A 17,975-nucleotide genomic window follows, 5' to 3' on the forward strand; every position below is an offset into this window, starting at 1 on the left:
CCAGGACGGTAAGGGCATTCAGAACAATGGATAACACGACGTTGAACGATACACAGGACATCCGCCTGCCTAATCAGCGGCCCACTCAGCAACCGCCGCACACCCAGGCACCCAGGCCGCGGCGGCAGATCGGCGCGGGGCCTCAAGGCGCCGTAGCGGCGCCCGTGCAGCCTCCCAGGGTGGCGATTGTCGGCTTCTCCGGGCGTTTTCCCGGCGCCGACACCGCCGAGCAGTTCTGGCAGTTGCTGCTGGAGGAGCGGTCGTCCATCAGCGAGTTGCCGTACTGGCATCTGCCGGGCATTGCCGAGCGTGTGCAACTGCGCGAAACATTCAGCTGCCCGGGCGGCTTCATCAACGACCCCAGCGCTTTCGACGCCGACTTCTTCAAGATTTCCGCCCGTGAGGCCGAGGCCATGGACCCGCAGCATCGGCTGGTGCTGGAGCAGACCTGGGCGGCGTTCGAGGACGCCGCCATCTGTCCGCACGAGCTGCGCGGCAGCAATACCGGGGTATTCATCGGAATCTCGTCCGCCGACTACAACGGCCTGTTGGCCCGTTCCGAGGCCGGGGCCCACGACGCCACGGGCAATGCCCACTCGATCATCGCCAACCGCATCTCTTTTGTGTTCGATTTTCACGGCCCCAGCGCCCCCATCGATACCGCCTGCTCCAGTTCGCTGGTGGCGGTACACAGGGCGGCGCAGTCGATCCTCAATGGCGACTGCACGGTGGCGGTCGCCGGCGGGGTCAATCTGTGCTTCGAGCCCATGGTGTTCATCGGTGCGCTCAAGGCCGGCATGCTCAGCCCCACGGGGCGCTGCAAGGCCTTTGCCGCCGATGCCGACGGCTATGTTCGCGGCGAAGGCGTCGGTGTGCTGATCCTCAAGGACTATCAGCAGGCCCTGGCCGACGGCGACAATATTGTCGCGGCGATCATCGGCTCGGCGGAAAACCACGGCGGCCATGCCAACTCGCTGACGGCGCCCAACCCCAGAGCCCAGGCCGACCTGATCAAACAGGCCTGCCGCGGCATCGATATCAACAGCATCGGTTACATCGAGGTTCACGGCACCGGCACACGCCTGGGGGACCCGATCGAAATCAGCGGGCTCAAACAGGCCTTTGCCGAGCTGGGGGCCGACCCTGAACAGCGCTGTTACCTGGGCTCGGTGAAAACCAACATCGGCCACCTTGAATCCGCCGCCGGGATTGCCGGAGTGATCAAGACCTTGCTGGTCCTCAAGCAGGGCTATCTGCCCAAGAGCCTGCACAGCGAACAGCTCAATCCCTACATCGACCTCGCCGGCAGTCCGTTCGCGGTGTTGCAGGCCGGGCGGGAATGGCCGCAAGTGTCCGACCGCCAGGGGCAAGCGCTGCCACGCCGGGCCGGGGTCAGCTCCTTCGGCTTTGGCGGCGCCAATGCCCATGTGGTGCTCGAAGCGGTTGAGCCGGTGATCCCGGGGAACGAGGCGCAGGGGGCGGCGTCGGTCTTTGTGCTGTCGGCCAAGACCCCTGAAGCGCTGCAGTCGCGGATCGATCAGTTGATCGACTTTGTGCAGCGCCAGCCGCAACTGCAGTTGGCGGAGCTGGCCGTCAGCCTGCAACTGGGCCGAGAGGCGATGGAGTACCGGTGCGGGTTCGTCGCCCACAGCCGCGACAGCCTCTTGAGCCAGCTGCGCGACAGCGGCGCCGGGGAGGGGGCCCCGCCTGCCGGCAAGATCGCGCCGGAGCCATTGCAACGGGCCCTGCAAGAGCGGGATCTGGGCACCTTGCTCAGCCTGTGGCAGCAGGGCGCGACCCTGGACTGGCGGCAGCTCTATGAACAACCACGGCCACGGCGAATCTCGCTGCCGACCTATCCCTTCAGCCGCGAGCGCTACTGGATCAGCGAAGCTCCCGCCGCCTTACCCACGGGCGCCGCCTCGTTGCATCCTCTGGTGCAGCGCAATACTTCGGACCTGGCAGGACAGCGTTTCAGCAGCCGGTTTGACGGCAATGAATGGTTTTTCAGCGGGCACCGGGTCAACGGCCGCAAGGTCCTGCCCGGTGTGGCTTACCTGGAAATGGCCAGGGCGGCCGTGGAGCGCTCAATGGTCGATGCCGACGCTGTGGTGGCCCTGAAGCATGTCGCCTGGCGCCAACCCATGGTCCACGACGGCGGCGACCTGGACATCGACATCGAGCTGGTGGAGCAGGGCGAGGGCCAGATCCGCTTCGAGATTCGTGGCAGCGCGGCCGATGGCCCGAGCTATTGCACCGGCGTCGCCCTGGTTGGCAGCGCCGAACGCCTGGTGCCGCTGGACCTGGGCTCCATCGCTGGCGTGACCAACCAGCAGCGACTGACCCCAGAGCAGTGCTACCAGGTTTTCGGCGAGATGGGACTGGCCTATGGCGAGTCCTTTCGCCGGATCAACACCCTGCAGGCGGGCAACGGCCAGGTGCTGGCCAGTTTGCTGCCTGGCGAGCGAGCCCCGGGCTGCGAACTGCCGCCGGGCCTGCTTGATTCTGCCTTGCAGGCGGCGCTGGGGCTGGCGTTGCTGGAGCCGCTCCAGGCGCAGCGGGAGCACCAGCCTTTGGTGCCCTTCGCCCTGGACCGGGTGGTGTTGGGCGAGCTGGAGCTGCTCAAGCAGCCCTGCCAGGCCTGGGTGCGCTACAGCGCCGATCATCAGCCGGGACGCCTCAACAAGCTGGACCTGGACATCTGCGACGAGCAGGGCCGCATCGCACTGCGCCTGCAAGGTTTCTCGTCGCGAAAACTAGCGGCGGCGCCCCCGTCCATGCTGGCGATGACCCCGGTCTGGCGCGACAAAGCCCTGATCGACCCGCCGCAGCGCAGCCTTGCCCGGCAACTGATTGTGCTGGCCGGCGCTCAATCCCAGGACCTGGACCTGTTGACCCAGCGCTGTCAGGCCCTGGTGGGGAACCGTCGGCAGATCCACATTGTGCCTTTGCCGGTGGTGACGCAGGACCCGGCCATTGCGCTGCCGGCCTTGGCCGGGTTTGTGATCGAGCTTGTGCAGAAAAGCCCGGCAAACAGCCTGGTGCAACTGGTGCTGGCCGACCTCGAGCACGCCGGCCCGGTCTTCGCTTCGTTGCTGGCCCTGTTGAAGACGGCAAAAAACGAAGGCCTGATCGACGCCGCGCAGTGCATCGAGCTGCAGGGCAGCCTGCAGCCGCAGTGGCTGGTAGACAATGCCTTGCAGGACGACGAGCGGGTTCGGTACCGCGACGGTCAGCGTCAGGTGGCGTCCTGGCAGGAAACCCAGCTGGCCCAGGGCACCGCGCTACCGTGGCGCGAAGGCGGGGTTTACCTGCTGAGCGGTGGCAGCGGCGGCCTGGGCTTGTTGCTGGCCGAACAGCTGGCCCGACAAGCGCAGGGCGTCAGGTTGATCCTGGCCAGCCGTTCGGCCGGGCAACTCTCACCCGAGGCCAGTCAGCGGGTCGCCGCGATCAGGGCCTTGGGGGCCCAAGTGCAACTGCACGCGCTGGACATCGCCGACCGCGGCGCGGTCGAGGCCTTGATTGCCCAATGCGAGCAAGAGTGGGGCACCCTCAACGGGATTTTCCACTGCGCCGGAATCACCCGCGACAGCCTGCTGCAGCACAAGAGCGCGACCGATCTGGCGGCCGTCCTGGCGCCCAAGGTGGCGGGGGGGCTGAACCTGGATCGGGCCAGCGCCCATCTGCCCCTGGACTGCTTTGTGCTGTATTCGTCGGTGAGTGCGGTGATCGGCAATCCGGGCCAGGGCGACTACGCCCTGGCCAATGCGTACCTGGACGAGTGGGCCGGCTGGCGTGGGGCCCAGGTGCGGGCCGGCCGTCGTCAGGGCCGCACGCTGGCGATCAACTGGCCGCTGTGGCGCAACGGTGGTCTGCAGATCGATGGGCAACGCCAGCAGCAGATGATCGAGCTGACCGGGATTGAACCCTTGAGTGACAGCGGTGGCCTGGGGTTTCTGCAGCAGGCGCTGGCCCAGGCCAGCGACGCCGAACGCTGGATGGTGCTGGAAGGCGACATTGCGAAGATCAAGCGGTTTATCGCCGGGCAGTGGCAGCCGGACCGGTTCGAGGCGCCACCAGCGCCGCAGGAGATGCCTGCAGCGACAGCCCTGGCGCCATCGACACCTTTGGCCGCGAGCGCGGAGGGCGATCTGCAGGCGCTGGCGATCCGCTACTTCAAGCAACTGCTGTCGACCACCCTCAAGCGGCCGCTGGAGAAGATCGACAGCGATGCGTCGTTCGAGCGCTACGGGGCCGACTCGATCATGCTCGCCGAGCTGACCCGGCAGCTGGAGCGCCTGTTTGGCTCGCTGCCCAACACCTTGTTGTACGAGTACCAGACGGTGCGCGAGCTGAGCGCCTACTTCATCGGCCAGCATGCCCAGAGGCTGGAGCAGTGGCTGAGGCCCGAGGGGACCAAGGCCAGCGCACCCCGCGAAGAAACCAGCCTGATTGCCCAGGCCCCGGTCCGCCAGCGTGCGCGTAACCGGCAACAATGCGAGACGCCCGCCGTGGCCGGCAACAGTCGCGATCTGGCGATCATCGGTATCAGCGGTCGCTACCCCGGCGCCGCAGACCTGGAAACGTTCTGGCACAAGCTGGCGGGTGGGGAAGACCTGATCAGCGAAGTGCCGAGCGCGCGCTGGGATCACCAGGCGTACTTTGACCCGGCCCGTGACCGCTTCGACAAGACCTACTGCAAATGGGGGGGCTTTCTTGACGGGGTCGAGGACTTCGATCCGTTGTTTTTCAACCTCTCGCCCCGGGAGGCCCACATCATCAACCCCAATGACCGGCTGTTCCTGGAAACCTGCTGGAACCTGCTGGAAAGTGCCGGGCTCACCCGGCAACAGATCCAGCAACGCTATCAGCAGCAAGTGGGTGTGTTTGTCGGGGTGATGTACCAGCAATACCAGGCGTTCGAGTCGGATCTGGTCCGGGAGTCGCTGGTGTCAGTGACGTCCTACAGTGCCATTGCCAACCGGGTGTCGTATTTCTTCGATTTTCAAGGGCCGAGCCTGGCGATCGACACCATGTGCTCGTCGTCGATCTCGGCGATTCATGCCGCGGGCGAGGCGCTGCGCAATGGCGACTGTCGGCTGGCGATTGCCGGCGGCGTCAACCTGACCCTGCACCCGAAAAAGTACATCGGCCTGAGCGTCGGTCAGGTGTTGGGCAGCCACGCCGGCAGCCGCAGCTTTGCCGATGGCGATGGTTATCTGCCGGCTGAAGGCGTCGGCGCGGTATTGCTCAAGACCCTGGCCGACGCCGAACGCGACGGCGATCCGATTCTGGCGGTGATCAAGTCCACCGCGGTCAACCATGGCGGCCACACCCATGGCTTCTCGGTGCCGAGTGCAAAACTGCAGGCGGCGCTGATCGACAGCAACTTCAAGCGCGCCGGGATCGACCCGCGCACCCTGAGCTACGTCGAGTCGGCGGCCAATGGTTCGGCGATGGGCGATGCCATCGAGCTGAGTGCCTTGAGCCGTGTGTTCAGCGCAGCGGGAGTCGCCCCTCAGTCCTGCGCCATCGGCTCGGTGAAATCCAACATCGGGCATGCCGAGGCAGCTTCGGGCATGTCGGCGCTGAGCAAGCTGGTGCTGCAGTTGCAACACCGGCAGTTAGCGCCGTCGCTGCTGCTGGGTGAGCTGAATCCGAAGCTGGACTTTGCTCACTCGCCGTTCGTGCTGCAACGCACACTGGCCGAGTGGCCGCAGCCGGTGCTGGAAATCGACGGCGTGGAGCAGCCGGTGCCGCGTCGGGCATGCCTCAGTGCCTTTGGTGCCGGGGGCTCCAACGCCCACCTGATCATTGAGGAGTACCCGAGGGCAGCGACTCCGGACCTGGCAGCGTCAGAGCCGGACCTGATGCAGATCGTGCCGCTGTCGGCCCACAGCAGCGCTGCCTTGCAGCAGGGGCTGGAGCGGTTGGCGCGGCACCTGGATCGGCATCCGCAGGTTCGACTCCAGGACCTGGCCCATACCCTGCAGAACGGTCGTGAAGCGATGCCGCTGCGGCTGGCGTTGCGGGTGAGCAGCACGGCGCAATTGCGCGGGCTGTTGGCCGAGATCCTGCAGCGGCTGCAGCAGGGCCAGGCCCTGGCCAGCCTGGACAGCGCGGATTTGCCGCTGGCCCTGGGCAATGTCGACGAGGTGCCGGCGGCGCTGGCCAGCCTGCTGTCCGGCCCAGGTGCCGCGGCCCTCAGTGCAGGCCTGATTGCCGCCGCTGACCTGCAGCAACTGGCGCTGCTCTGGACCCAGGGCGGCGAGATCCCCTGGCACGCACTGGGGCACAACACCGGCGCGGTGCTGATCCCGCTGCCCACCTATGTCTTCGACAAGCAGCGTTACTGGCTGGAGCAGCCCTCGGTGGTCAAGGCGCTGCACGAGCCGCTCACGGTGGCCGCCAGTACACCCCATGTGGTTGGCCAAAAACCGCCGACGGCTGCCGAGCAGGGGCGCCAGCTGCTGGCCGACTTGCTGGGAATGCAGCCCCAGGACTTGTCGCCGAGCAAACCCCTGAGCGCTTACGGCGCCGATTCCATCGTGATGTTGCAGTGGGCCATGCAGGTCCAGGCGCAGATTGATCCCGGCTTGGCCCTGGCTGACATCCAGCAGTGCCAGACCCTGGGGGATGTCCTGCAACGGCTGAGCCGGGACGCCACGCCGGCCAGCGTGGCGGAGTCGGTACTGCCCGCGCACATCCTCGGTTTGCTCAGCGGCTCGACGACGCGCTTCCCGGAGTTGCAACGGCTCAACCCGGTGCAACAGGGGCGGCCGGTGTTCTGGTTCCATGGCGCCCTGGGGGGCAGTGAAATCTATCAGGGCCTGGCCCAGCATATTCAGCGGCCATTTTTCGGGCTGCAGGCCAGAGGCTGGATGACCGATCGGGCACCGTTGCAGGGGATTCAGGCCATGGCGGCCTACTACGTCCAGGTCATCCAGTCGGTGCAGCCACAGGGGCCCTATGACCTGGGCGGCTATTCCCTGGGCGGCATGCTGGCCTACGAAGTGACCCGACAGTTGCAGGAACTGGGGGAGACCGTCAGCAGCCTGGTGATGCTCGACTCACCGGACGTGACCGGTGAACGTTGCGCACGCCTGGCCGACAAGACCCGCCTGTTGCAGACCGTCAACATGTCCTTGCAGATGACCCTCGGGCCGACGCCGGAGCGCTTCGCCGAGGTGCTGATCCACCGCGACGAGATCGATCTGGCACTGTCGCCAGCGGACTATCTGCAGCAGTTGACCGACCTGGCCCGACAGCGCGGCCTGAAGACCAGTGACCAGCGCTTGCAGCAGTTGCTGGCGCAAGTGACGCAGATCCAGCAGGCGTATCAGGTCGAGCATTATCGGATTCAGCCCCTGCCCAGGGCCACAGAGGTGGCCTGCTATTACTTTCGCAACGCCAGCGGTTTGTGGATGGGGGACCTGGAGCCGTTTTTCTCCACCGACAGTCAGGAGTTTGCCGCCTTCAACCATGCCGACTACTGGCAGGAGTGGCAGCGGCAATTGCCGAACTTCGAGATGATCGAGGTGGCTTCGGCCAACCACATGACGTTACTGACCCAGCCGGAGGTGTTCAGGGTGATCGCGCAATTTTGCGCGGCCCTGTATGGCCAAAGGCGTGTGGAGAATGCCGTTGGCTAGTCTCCCGAACGGCTTCTCCACGGGCGGGTGCAAGGGTTCAGGCGGCCTTTTGCAAACGCCAGTACTTGTACGCCAGATGGCCGTTTTTATAAGCCTTGATGCCGCTGTCGTCGAAGAAGTGGAACAGGGTATCGAACGCGTGCCAGACCTCGGGCGGCAGCGGCTCACGCTGCTGCTTTTTCTCCTCTACCAGGCTTCTGAGCAGGTGCTTGAGGTGGCCGTCCTGGCTTTCGAAGGCCCTGATCACGCCGTCGGAAATGTCACGGTGTTCTTCCACCTTGAAACGGGCGTGCTCAATCATGGCCTGGTGCTGGGCCAGCACGTTGCTGAAGAAGTCGACGCCGATGCTGTCAGGCTCGGACAGGGCGCTGGTGTTGTCGCCTTTCATGGTGTCGGCATAAAAAAAGCGCCCGTCCTGCTTCAACACCCGCTGCACCTCTGCACCAAAGGTGTTGAGGTCGGGGTAGCAATGGGACGACTCGATGTTGATCACGACGTCGAATTCGTTATCGGCAAACGGCAGGGCCATCGCGTCGCCGCCGACGAAGCTCAGCCCGGGCAAAGCGTGCACCCGGTTGCACAGCTCGATATGGGCCGGGCAGAAGTCCAGGCCGGTTACCGACGCCGCGCCGGTGTAGCGGGCAAGGTAGGAGCAATTGCCGCCCCGGCCCGAGCCGATTTCAAGGACCTTCTTGCCGCGCAGGTCGCTATCGCCCAACAGCGTGCGAATCAGGTTGACCGAACATTTTTGCTCAAGGTCTGCGTCGTTGATCCAGTCGAAGTCGCTGTCTTGGGCCAGGTAGCCGTAGTTGAGGAAGGTCAGGCGTTGGTCGGGGAACATCCGGGTCATCATGTCGTACCACTGACTGATCGGCGATACGGTTTCGGGTGCTGGTGTCGTCATGTCTACCTCCGTGTAAGAAAACCCAAATGGGGATGCTCGAGGAGCATAGCGGGCGCAAGGCCTGGCCCCGGAAGATTTTTTTGTCGATGTCGCAGGCCCTTTCAGATCGGCTCCTATACTGCGAGCCGTCACCTCAGCCATCCATTTCAGGACGAAATTTATGCCGTATCTTTTTCAGGGACAGACGTCTTGCGTGGTGTTCATGTTTCCTGGCCAGGGTTGCCAGTTCTATCAGATGGGCCGCGAGCTCTATCAGAACAATGCCGTATTCCAACGCTGGATGAACGAGCTCGATACGCTGATTCGCGCCGAACTGGGCCAGTCGGTGATCGCCGGGATCTACCACGACAACAACCCGCGCTCGCAGGTGTTCAATGACATTCGCCTGAGTCACCCGGCGATCTTCATGATCGAGTACGCCCTGGGCAAGACCCTGATCGAACATGGGATCACCCCCGATTACCTGCTGGGCGCCAGCCTTGGCGAACTGGCCGCCGCGGCGCTGGCCGGGGTGATGACGCTGCCTGAGGCGATTCGCCTGGTGGTGCGCCAGGGGCAACTGTTTCATCAACACCAGGCACCGAGCGCAGAGGGCGCGATGCTGGCGATCCTGGCCTCGCAGGCGCTGTATCAGCAGATGCCGGTGCTGCACGAACACTGTGACATCGCGGCTTACAATGCGCCGTCGCTGATTGTCGTGGCCGGCCCGTCCAGCCGCGTCGCCGAAGCCGAGCGCCAGCTCAATGCGCAGGACATCGTGTTCCAGCGTCTGCCGGTGAATCAGGCCTTTCATTCGCGTCATATCGATGTGCTCAAGCCGCCAGTCGAGGCGCTGTTGAGCCAGATTCGCCTGCAGCCGGCACAGATCCCGGTGATTTCCTGCCTGAACACCCAGACCTTGCAGGTGTTGGACCGCGACCACTACTGGCAGAGCATCCGCCAGCCGATCCGCTTTTCCCAGACACTGCAACGGATCGAGGCTGAGGCCGCCGAGCGTGGCCAATCGATGATCTACCTTGACCTCGGCCCCAGCGGCACACTGGCCAACCTGATCAAGCAGAATATTCGTGACCGCGCCTTGCCGACGATCCACGCGGTGCTGAGCCCGTTCGGGCGCGACCTGGAAAAATTCGACGAGGTGCTGACCCTGGGCCGGGCCTTGCAGCCGCTGCCGGCCAAGGCCGAGGCGATAGCCGTGCCAGTGCCGCCAGTGGTGGCCCCCCAGCCGAGTCCGGTTGCGGCGCCGCTACAGGCAGCCGCGCAGGCGGTCTTGGAGGTGCAGCAGCCGAGCCGCCTGGTACAGCGTCCCTCGGCGCCATTGGCGTCCGGGCCCAAGCGGGTCTATGTGTTTCCTGGGCAGGGCTCCCAGCGGCTGGGCATGGGCGCCGAGCTGTTCGAGCAGTTCCCCGAACAGGTGGCGCAAGCGGACCGCATTCTGGGCTATTCGCTGAAAACCCTGTGCCTGGAAGACCCCGAGCAACAACTGTCCAACACCCGCTTCACGCAACCGGCGCTCTACACCGTCAGTGCCCTGGCGTTCCTGGCCAAACAGCAGGCCGACCCGCGCAAAGCCGACTTTCTCGCCGGTCACAGCCTGGGGGAATACTGCGCGCTGTTTGCCGCGGGGGCTTTCTCTTTCGAAACCGGGTTGAAGCTGGTGAAAAAACGCGGCGAACTGATGGCACTTGCCAGCGGCGGCGGCATGGCGGCGGTGATTGGCTGCAGCCCTGAGGAGGTCAATTCGCTGCTGGTGCAGCACGGCCTCGGCGCTCTGGACGTCGCCAACTACAACTCGGCGTCCCAGGTGGTACTGGCCGGGCCCGTCGAGGCACTCAGCCAGGCGCGGGAAATCTTCCAGGCGCTGGATATTACCTTTGTGGTGCTGCCGGTCAGCGCGCCGTTCCACTCCCGCTACATGCACAGCGCAATGGGCGCCTTTGGCGATTACCTCGCGACGTTCGACTATTCGCCGCTGCACACCCCGGTGATCGCCAACATCAACGCCGCGCCGTATCGGGACCAGGACCTGGTGGCCAACCTGACCCGGCAAATCTGCGGCTCGGTGCGCTGGCTCGACACCGTGCAGTACCTGATGCGCCAAGGGACCTTCGAATGCGAGGAGCTCGGGCCGGGCGAGGTGTTGACCAAGCTGGTCAAGAGCGTGCAAAACACCGCCGCCTTTTCGTGACAGCACTCGCCAATGGACGCCTTGTCATGGAAAGGACTATGAACGCCAGTTTCACCGATCAGTTGTTTGTCATCGCCAGTGTGCTGAGCCTGGAAAGCCGGCAGTTGATCTCGCGCCAGGCCATCAACCAGCCGTTCGACTTTGCGCCTTTTGTCGCCGCGGCTGCGGTCAATCCCGGGCCGCTGCGGGTGACCTTTGATGGCCTGAAAGCGTTTGGCTGGTTGAGCCAGCCCAGTGCCGAGCAGTATTTCTTCAATGGCCGGGCCTCGGCTATCGGCGCGCTGCCCGCGCAGGTGATCGAACTGTTTTCCTGGTTGGCGCCGCAGCGATTGCCACATGGGGATGACCTGCCGTGCCTGCGGCGTTGGCTGGCGCTGTCGGCGCTGGACTGGAATCTGCACTGTCCCGGGTTTGTTCATGGGCTGAACCAGTTGCTGTCGCTGGTGCTGTTACGCCGCTTGCAACTGCACGGGGCGATTGACCTCGACAGCGGACGGGTTGATCTGCGGCGCATCGACCATGAGCCGGTCGACCCCGATGGTATTCGCCTGTTGAGTGACTTTCTGCGCCGCCAACAGTGGATTCGCCGCCAGGAGCGGCACCTGGTGCTGAACCCGCAGCATCAAGCCTGCCTGGCAGAGCGGCTGAGCGAGCCTTTCCTGGCTTACTACGCCAGCCTGCCGGCGATCCTCGAAGACTTGCTGTTCAGTCAGGGCCAGCCATGGGCAGAGGTATTGCAATGGCTCAAGGGGGCGGGGGAGCTGCAGCTCTGGCCGGGGGATCGGCCGGCGCTTGAGCGGCTGCTGGGCGAGATCTTCGATGCGCAGCCTTTGTCCTCGCAGCCAGACTGGATAATCGGCTTCGGCCGCCATCCCGGGGTTTGCTTGAGTGAGCTGTGGCAATGGTTGCGACAACACAGCGCCCGGGGCCAGGTGCTGGACAGCCAGCCGCTGCGCTGGCTGGTGCTGGAGGACGGGCTGGCGGGCGACCCGCAGTCCCTGCGCCAGCGTCTGCGCGACGCGGGTGTCGCGGCCACTGATCGGGTGATGTGGCTGGCTATCGGCCAGCAGAATCTGCAACCGCTGGAAGCGCTCTCGACGCCACAGCTGCCAGTGCCTGCGCAGCGCTTCTACCTGGGTTTCGACGGCTCGGCGGTGCCGGGCGCCACGGTGCTGGGCAGCCTGCAGCATTCGGCCAAAGCACTGGCCGCGTTGATCGGCGATCAACCGCTGGTGCTCAGCGAACGTCACTGGCGCCCGGACGGGCCTGTGGCGGATCACTTTGCCTGTTACTACCCGGTTGAGGCGGCGCAGTACCTGATGGCCCTGGCAGGGGCCGGGTTGTTTGCCGATCCGGGCATGCTGCACACGCAGCTCCAGGGCGGCGTCGATTGCGTGGCCAGCAGTGGCTGCTACAGGGCGCGTGATTATCAGGTGCGCCACGTGACGCTCGCGGACATGCCCGCGCTGCTGACCCTCGAACACGCCTGCTGGCCCGAAGGCGGCCGGGTCGATGAAGCCATCCTCCGGCGCCGCTTGAGCCAGGACCCCGCCGGGCAACTGGCATTGGAGTTCAGGGGCGAGTTGGTGGGGGTGATCTATTCCCAGCGCATCGCCCATAGCGACGGCTTGTTCACGGTGGATTTCGCCAGCGTCGACCAGCTGTTTCACGGCAAGGGCAGCACCGTCCAGATCCAGAGCCTGAACATTCTCCCGGCGCATCAGTACAGCGGCTACGGCGATCAATTGCTGGAGTTCATGCTGCAATATTGCACCCTGCGCCATGGCGTCGACACCGTGGTCGGCGTGACTCGCTGCAAGGACTATCCCAAGTACCGCCATCTGGCCCTGGCGGACTACATCCACAGCCGTGACGCGCGCGGCGAGCTGCTGGACCCGGTGCTGCGTTTCCACGAGTTGCACGGTGCCGGTATCGAGCGCCTGGTGGCCGGGTATCGTCCCGCCGATGCCGACAATGGCGGACATGGGGTTCTGGTGCGCTACGACCTGGCGCGCCGTCAGCCCCAGAAGGCTGCAGCGCTCACCGCCATGGTCGCTCAGCCAACCATCGCCATCGACGACGCCGTGCGCCAGAGCATCAATCATTGCCTGGGGCACGCCCGGGACAGCCGGGTGTCGCCGCGCCACAGCCTGATGGAACTGGGGCTGGACTCAGCCGACCTGCTAGGGCTCAGTGAACAGTTGGGCATGACCTTGGGACTGCCCCTGGAGCCCAGCTTCTTCTTTCGCCACAACAACGTGGAAACAATCATCGCCGCGCTGCAAGAACGCCGCGCCCCCCAGGGGCCGTCGCCCATCGACACTCAGGCAGCCCCAGGCGAAACCGCGCCGCCAACCCCCACCGGCCTGGACCCTGACTTTGCGGTGATCGGCATCAGCGGGGTATTCCCCGGTGGAGAGCTGCAGGAGTTCTGGGGGGCGATTCGCAATAGCCTCGGGCAGATCCGCCCGGTGCCCGGCGAGCGCGCCATGGCCGGACCGGTGGCGGGCTACATCGATGGGATCGAGTGTTTCGATCATGGTTTTTTCGCCGTCTCGGCGGCAGAAGCGGCGCTGATGGACCCGCAGCAGCGCTTGCTGTTGCAGCATGCCTGGCTGGCGCTGGAGGATGCCGCCATCGCGGCGCCTGACTTTGCCCGCCACCCCACGGGGGTATTTGTCGCAGCAGCGCCGAGCGAGTACCGCGAGGTCGTCGAGCTGCCCGGCACCAGCCCGTTTCTGCTGACGTCGTCTTCGCCGTGCATGTATGCCAACCGGATTTCCTGGTTTCTCGACCTGCGCGGGCCCAGCGAATATTGCAACACTGCCTGCTCGTCGGTGCTGGTGGCGCTGCATCGGGCCATGCAGGCGATCCGGGCCGGCGAGTGCCGACAGGCGCTGGTGGGCGCGGTCAACCTGCTGCTGTCGCCTGATGAAACGGCCGGCTACCGGCAGATGGGATTTCTCAGCGAACAGGCGCAAACCCGCTCATTCCAGGCCGGGGCCGATGGTTATGTGCGGTCCGAAGGCGTGGGCGTGTTGTTGCTCAAGCCACTGGCCGATGCCCTGCGTGACGGTGACCGGATTCATCTGCAGATCAAGGGCAGCGGAATCGGCCATGGTGGGCGCGGGCTTTCGCTGACCGCCCCCGATCACGACGGCCTGCAAGCGGCAATGGTTGCCGCTTACCGCAGCGCCGGGGTGACGCCCGATAGCGTCAGCTATGTGGAGGCCCATGGCACCGGCTCGGCGATGGGCGATGCCATCGAGGTCGACGCGATCCAGGCGGCACGCCGTCAACTAAGTGCTGGCGAGCAAGCCGGCACGCCCTGGAACATCAGTACCTTGAAACCGCTGATCGGGCATTGCGAGCTGGCCTCTGGCATGGCGGCCTTGTTCAAGGTGATCGATGCCGTGCAACAGCGCTATCTGCCGGGAATCCCGGGGTTGCAACAACTGGGCCCGGCCATCAGGCTCGACCCGCAGCAACTGTCCCTTGCTCCCGAGAACCGGCCATGGCCGGCCCTCAAGGACGGGCAGGGGCAGGCATTGCCACGCCGGGCCAGCATCAACAGCTATGGCTTTGGCGGCGTCAGCGCCCATCTGGTGGTGGAAGAGTTTATCGCCCAGCCCCGACAGACGCCTGCGGTGACCGGGCTGCAACTGATCCTGTTGTCGGCACAAGATGCACAACGGCTGCGGGAGCAGGCGGGGCGCTTGAGTCAGGCTATCGACCAGCTGGCGCCAGTGTGCCTGGCCGACATCGCCTACACCTTGCAAGTGGGGCGCACAGCAATGGCATGCCGCTGGACCTGCCTGGTGGACAGCGTCGCAGCTCTGCAACAGCAGCTTTCTGAGCTGGCCCAAGGTTTGCGCGACGACCTGGTGCAGGTTGACGAACCGGCGAGCGCTGTTGACGGCGCACTGGCCCAGGCACTGGCACAACCGGACTGGCCGGCATTGGCCGAATACTGGCGACAGGGGGGGACGCTGGATTGGCACAGTCTGGCGCGCCAGGGGCAGCCCCGGCGCATTGGCCTTCCGGGCTATCCCTTTGCCCGACAGCGCCATTGGTTGGCGCCGCGACGGATTGCCCCCCATCAGCCGGCTGACCCCGGCACCGCGCCGCCAGCGAACAGCTTGCGCCAGGTCCTGGCCCAAGTGCTGGGTTGTGATCCGCAGAGCCTGGCAGGTTGCGAGTCACGGAGCCTGGCCAGCCTGGGCCTCAACTCCCTGGGCGCGGTGGGCCTCAAGGCCAGGCTGGAACAGCAACTGCAGGTGTCGCTCTGCCTGGCACAACTGAGCCCGTACTTGAGTCTCGCCGAGGTCGAAGCCACTCTGGCGGCCCGCGAACCTCATGCGGATGCTCAAGCCGGACCGGTATTGCAGCCGGCCCCCGACGCTGCCCATCAACCTTTTGCACTCAACGACATCCAGCAATCGTTCCTCTCGGGACGCACGCTGCTGGCTGAGTCTGAACGGGTCGGTTGCCATATCTACCTGGAATTCGACTGGCCGGAACTGGATGTCTACCGGCTCAATCAGGCGTGGAATCGGCTGTTGCTGCAGCACGATGCGCTGCGGCTCCGGGTGCTGGATGACGGCCGGCAACAGGTCGGCGAAGCCAAGCCTTATGGCTTCAACATCCGTGACCTGCGCCGCTGCGATCCCCTGGACCGCGAACGTTCCCTGGCGGCGCTGCGCGGATCGATGTCGCACAAGGTGTATCTGGCCGGCGACGACAGGCTCTTTGAAGTCGCCGTGTCGCTGCTGGATCGACAACACAGCCGGGTGCACTTGAGCATCGACGAGTGGATTGTCGATGCCACGTCCCTGGAGGTGCTGCTGCAGCAGTGGCTGATGTGGTACCGGGAGCCTGATGCCACGCTGGCGGATCAGGGGGTGTCGTTGCGTGACTATCAACGGGCGCTGGAGTCTTGCAAAGACTCACCGCGCTACCGGCGCGACCTGCAGTACTGGCTCGACAAACTGGCGGCGGCGCCGCCGGGCCTGTACTTGCCCAAGGCACCGCGCCCGGCCGGCCGCCAGCGCCAACGGCTGACCTCGACCCTGGAGCCGAGCCGCTGGCAGCGCCTGAAAGAGCGGGGGGCGGCCCTGCAGGTTTCAGGCACGGCACTGCTGCTCAGCCTGTTTGGCCTGATCCTGCAACGGGCCCATGCCGGCCAGGCGTTCTCCTTGATCACCACCAGCTATGGCCGGTTGCCCCTGCACCCGGACATTGAGCGTCTGGTTGGCCCCCTGATCTCGACCCAGTTCTTTGCCTTTGCCGCAGCCCGGGAACAAAGCCTGGGGGAATGGGTTCAAGGGGTGCAGCGCCAGTTGCTGGAGGACCTTGACCATGCCAGCGTCGGCGGCGTCGCGGCGCTGCGGGAAATCCGTCGACGTGGCGAGCCATCGCAATCTTTCAAAGGCGGCGAGGTGGTCTTCACCTCGATGCTCAACAACCCGGTGCTCGACGCTGCCCCGAGCTTCGGCGATGCCCAGCACTACTGTGTGACCCAAACCCCACAAATCAACCTTGATCACCAACTGCGCGAGCGTGGCGGCGCACTGAGCCTGAGCTGGGACGTGGCCATCGACTGCTATCCCGACGGCCTGATCGAGCAGCTGTTTACCGACTATTGCCAGCTGCTGTGCCGGTTGGCGGACGCTGACGATCACTGGCAGGCATTGAACTCCGCCGATCTGCTCCCTGTGGCGCCTGTTCAGCTGGCCTCCAGCGCGGAGCCAACCCAGCCCTTTGCACTGACGGATCAACAGCAGGCATACGCCTTCAGCCGCTCGCTGCACCCAGGACAGGGTGGTTCACAGCTCTACCTGGCCTTGAGCATCCCAGCCCTGGATGTTGCTCGACTGGCCCGGGCCTGGCAGCAATTGCAGGCCCACCATCCGCTGCTGCGCACGCGGGTTCTGGCCAACGGCACCCAACAGATCATGCAAAGCCCGCCAGGAGGGCAACTGGAAACGCTGGGGCAGGGTGTCAGCCCCGCCCAAGTCGCCGAAGAGCTGCTCGGCCGGGTGACTGCACTGGGTGACTGGCCCTATGCCGTGCTCAAGGTCAGCAGCGCCGACGCAGGTCAGAGCCTGGTGCATCTGGCCGTTGACCTGCTGCTTGTCGACCTGCCCAGCCGAGACCTGTTGATCCGGCAACTGCTCAAGCTCTACCAGGGCGCAACACTGCCCCCGCTGACCATCCACTTTGCGGATTACATCGCAGCACTCGGACAGCACAAACGCACCCCGGCAGCGCAAGACGCCGCGCTTTACTGGCAGGAAAAATTCCGCCGCCTGCCTCAGGGACCGCAACTCGAGGCCAACCGCGACGTCAACGGCCTGTACCTGAAGTACGAGCACCGCCTCGACTGCTGGCCACTGCTGCGCAAACGCATCGAGCATGCGGGCATCAGCGCCGATGCCTTACTGATCAGCGTCTATGCCTTTTGCCTGGCAAAACACTGCGCACTGCCAGCCTTCACCCTGGTGGCCCCGGGCTGGAAGCGCCCCCCCGTCCACCCACAGATCGACGCACTGGTCGGCGACTTCACCACCTTGAGCTGGGTCGACTTCAACAGCCAAGCCCTGACGTTCATCGAACAAGCCCGCCGTTGCGATCGGATCTTCACCGAGGATCAACAACACAGCGCCATCAGCGGCTTGCAGGCACTGCGCAAGGTCGCAACGGACAAGCAGCACCCACGCACCCTGGATTTCCCGGTGGTGTTTACCCGACTCAACCCACAAGGACCACTGGAGCTGCCCGAAGGCGTGACCCTGGTTGACAGTGCAAGCCGCACCCACGGCGTGGCGCTGGACAATCTGAGCATCGAGACGCCAGGGGCCTTGTTGATCCATTGGGATCTGGCGACTGATCGCCTGGCGGCGGCGCAGGGGGAGGCGATCTTTGGGGAGTATTGTCGATTGTTGGAGCGGTTGGCGGTGGAAGAGGGAGAGTGGGGCATGGATGGACTGTGATGGATGATCATAAGTCCGTTGCTCGCGGATGCCGGTTAGATGAATAAGGAGGTAGAAACAAGATTCTTTATTTGGTCTTTTCAGAGCATTTTACAGGTTTGCGCAAGTGCTGAATGCAAGCGGCGCCGAGGCGCCAGAAACAGTTGTGCTTGTTGAAAGTGTTTAGGCTTAATAGTTTGAACATGGGAATAAGCACCTACTAGTATTTTCTGATTTACCGTTTGCACGAGCAACTCCAA

4 protein-coding genes are annotated in these 17,975 nt (G+C 64.7%); 3 read left to right on the top strand and 1 reads right to left on the bottom strand.

Annotation, left to right across the window (positions count from 1 at the left end; translation table 11 throughout):
• Positions 1-41 precede the first annotated feature (41 nt).
• Positions 42-7,652 (top strand): SDR family NAD(P)-dependent oxidoreductase, encoded by a 7,611-nt coding sequence (locus tag J5M73_RS06540; protein ID WP_243433682.1) that lies wholly within the window; start codon positions 42-44, stop codon positions 7,650-7,652.
• 37 nt (positions 7,653-7,689) lie between these two features.
• On the opposite strand, the gene J5M73_RS06545 is transcribed toward J5M73_RS06540, so the two are convergent.
• Positions 7,690-8,556 carry a class I SAM-dependent methyltransferase gene (locus J5M73_RS06545; protein WP_102865044.1) on the bottom strand — a complete coding sequence of 289 codons (867 nt, stop codon included), beginning with the start codon at positions 8,554-8,556 and terminating at the stop codon, positions 7,690-7,692.
• A 160-nt stretch (positions 8,557-8,716) separates the two neighbouring features.
• Here J5M73_RS06545 and fabD point away from each other — a divergent pair, with 160 nt between their 5' ends.
• Together fabD and J5M73_RS06555 are read left to right on the top strand one after the other, a co-directional pair.
• Positions 8,717-10,744, top strand: a complete 2,028-nt coding sequence (gene fabD / locus J5M73_RS06550; protein ID WP_207815172.1) for an ACP S-malonyltransferase — start codon at positions 8,717-8,719, stop codon at positions 10,742-10,744.
• A 38-nt stretch (positions 10,745-10,782) separates the two neighbouring features.
• Positions 10,783-17,736: a GNAT family N-acetyltransferase gene (locus J5M73_RS06555; RefSeq protein ID WP_243433683.1), complete on the top strand. Its 6,954-nt coding sequence runs from the start codon at positions 10,783-10,785 to the stop codon at positions 17,734-17,736.
• Positions 17,737-17,975: the final 239 nt, after the last annotated feature.

It is taken from the genome of Pseudomonas sp. 50_B (assembly GCF_017491625.1).
Classification (GTDB): domain Bacteria; phylum Pseudomonadota; class Gammaproteobacteria; order Pseudomonadales; family Pseudomonadaceae; genus Aquipseudomonas; species Aquipseudomonas danubii.

What these genes read in the sequence shown, in the direction of transcription:
- J5M73_RS06545 (WP_102865044.1), bottom strand. Translation starts at nt 8,556, where the DNA reads ATGACGACACCAGCACCCGAAACCGTATCGCCGATCAGTCAGTGGTAC.
- fabD (WP_207815172.1), top strand. Translation starts at nt 8,717, where the DNA reads ATGCCGTATCTTTTTCAGGGACAGACGTCTTGCGTGGTGTTCATGTTT.
- J5M73_RS06555 (WP_243433683.1), top strand. Translation starts at nt 10,783, where the DNA reads ATGAACGCCAGTTTCACCGATCAGTTGTTTGTCATCGCCAGTGTGCTG.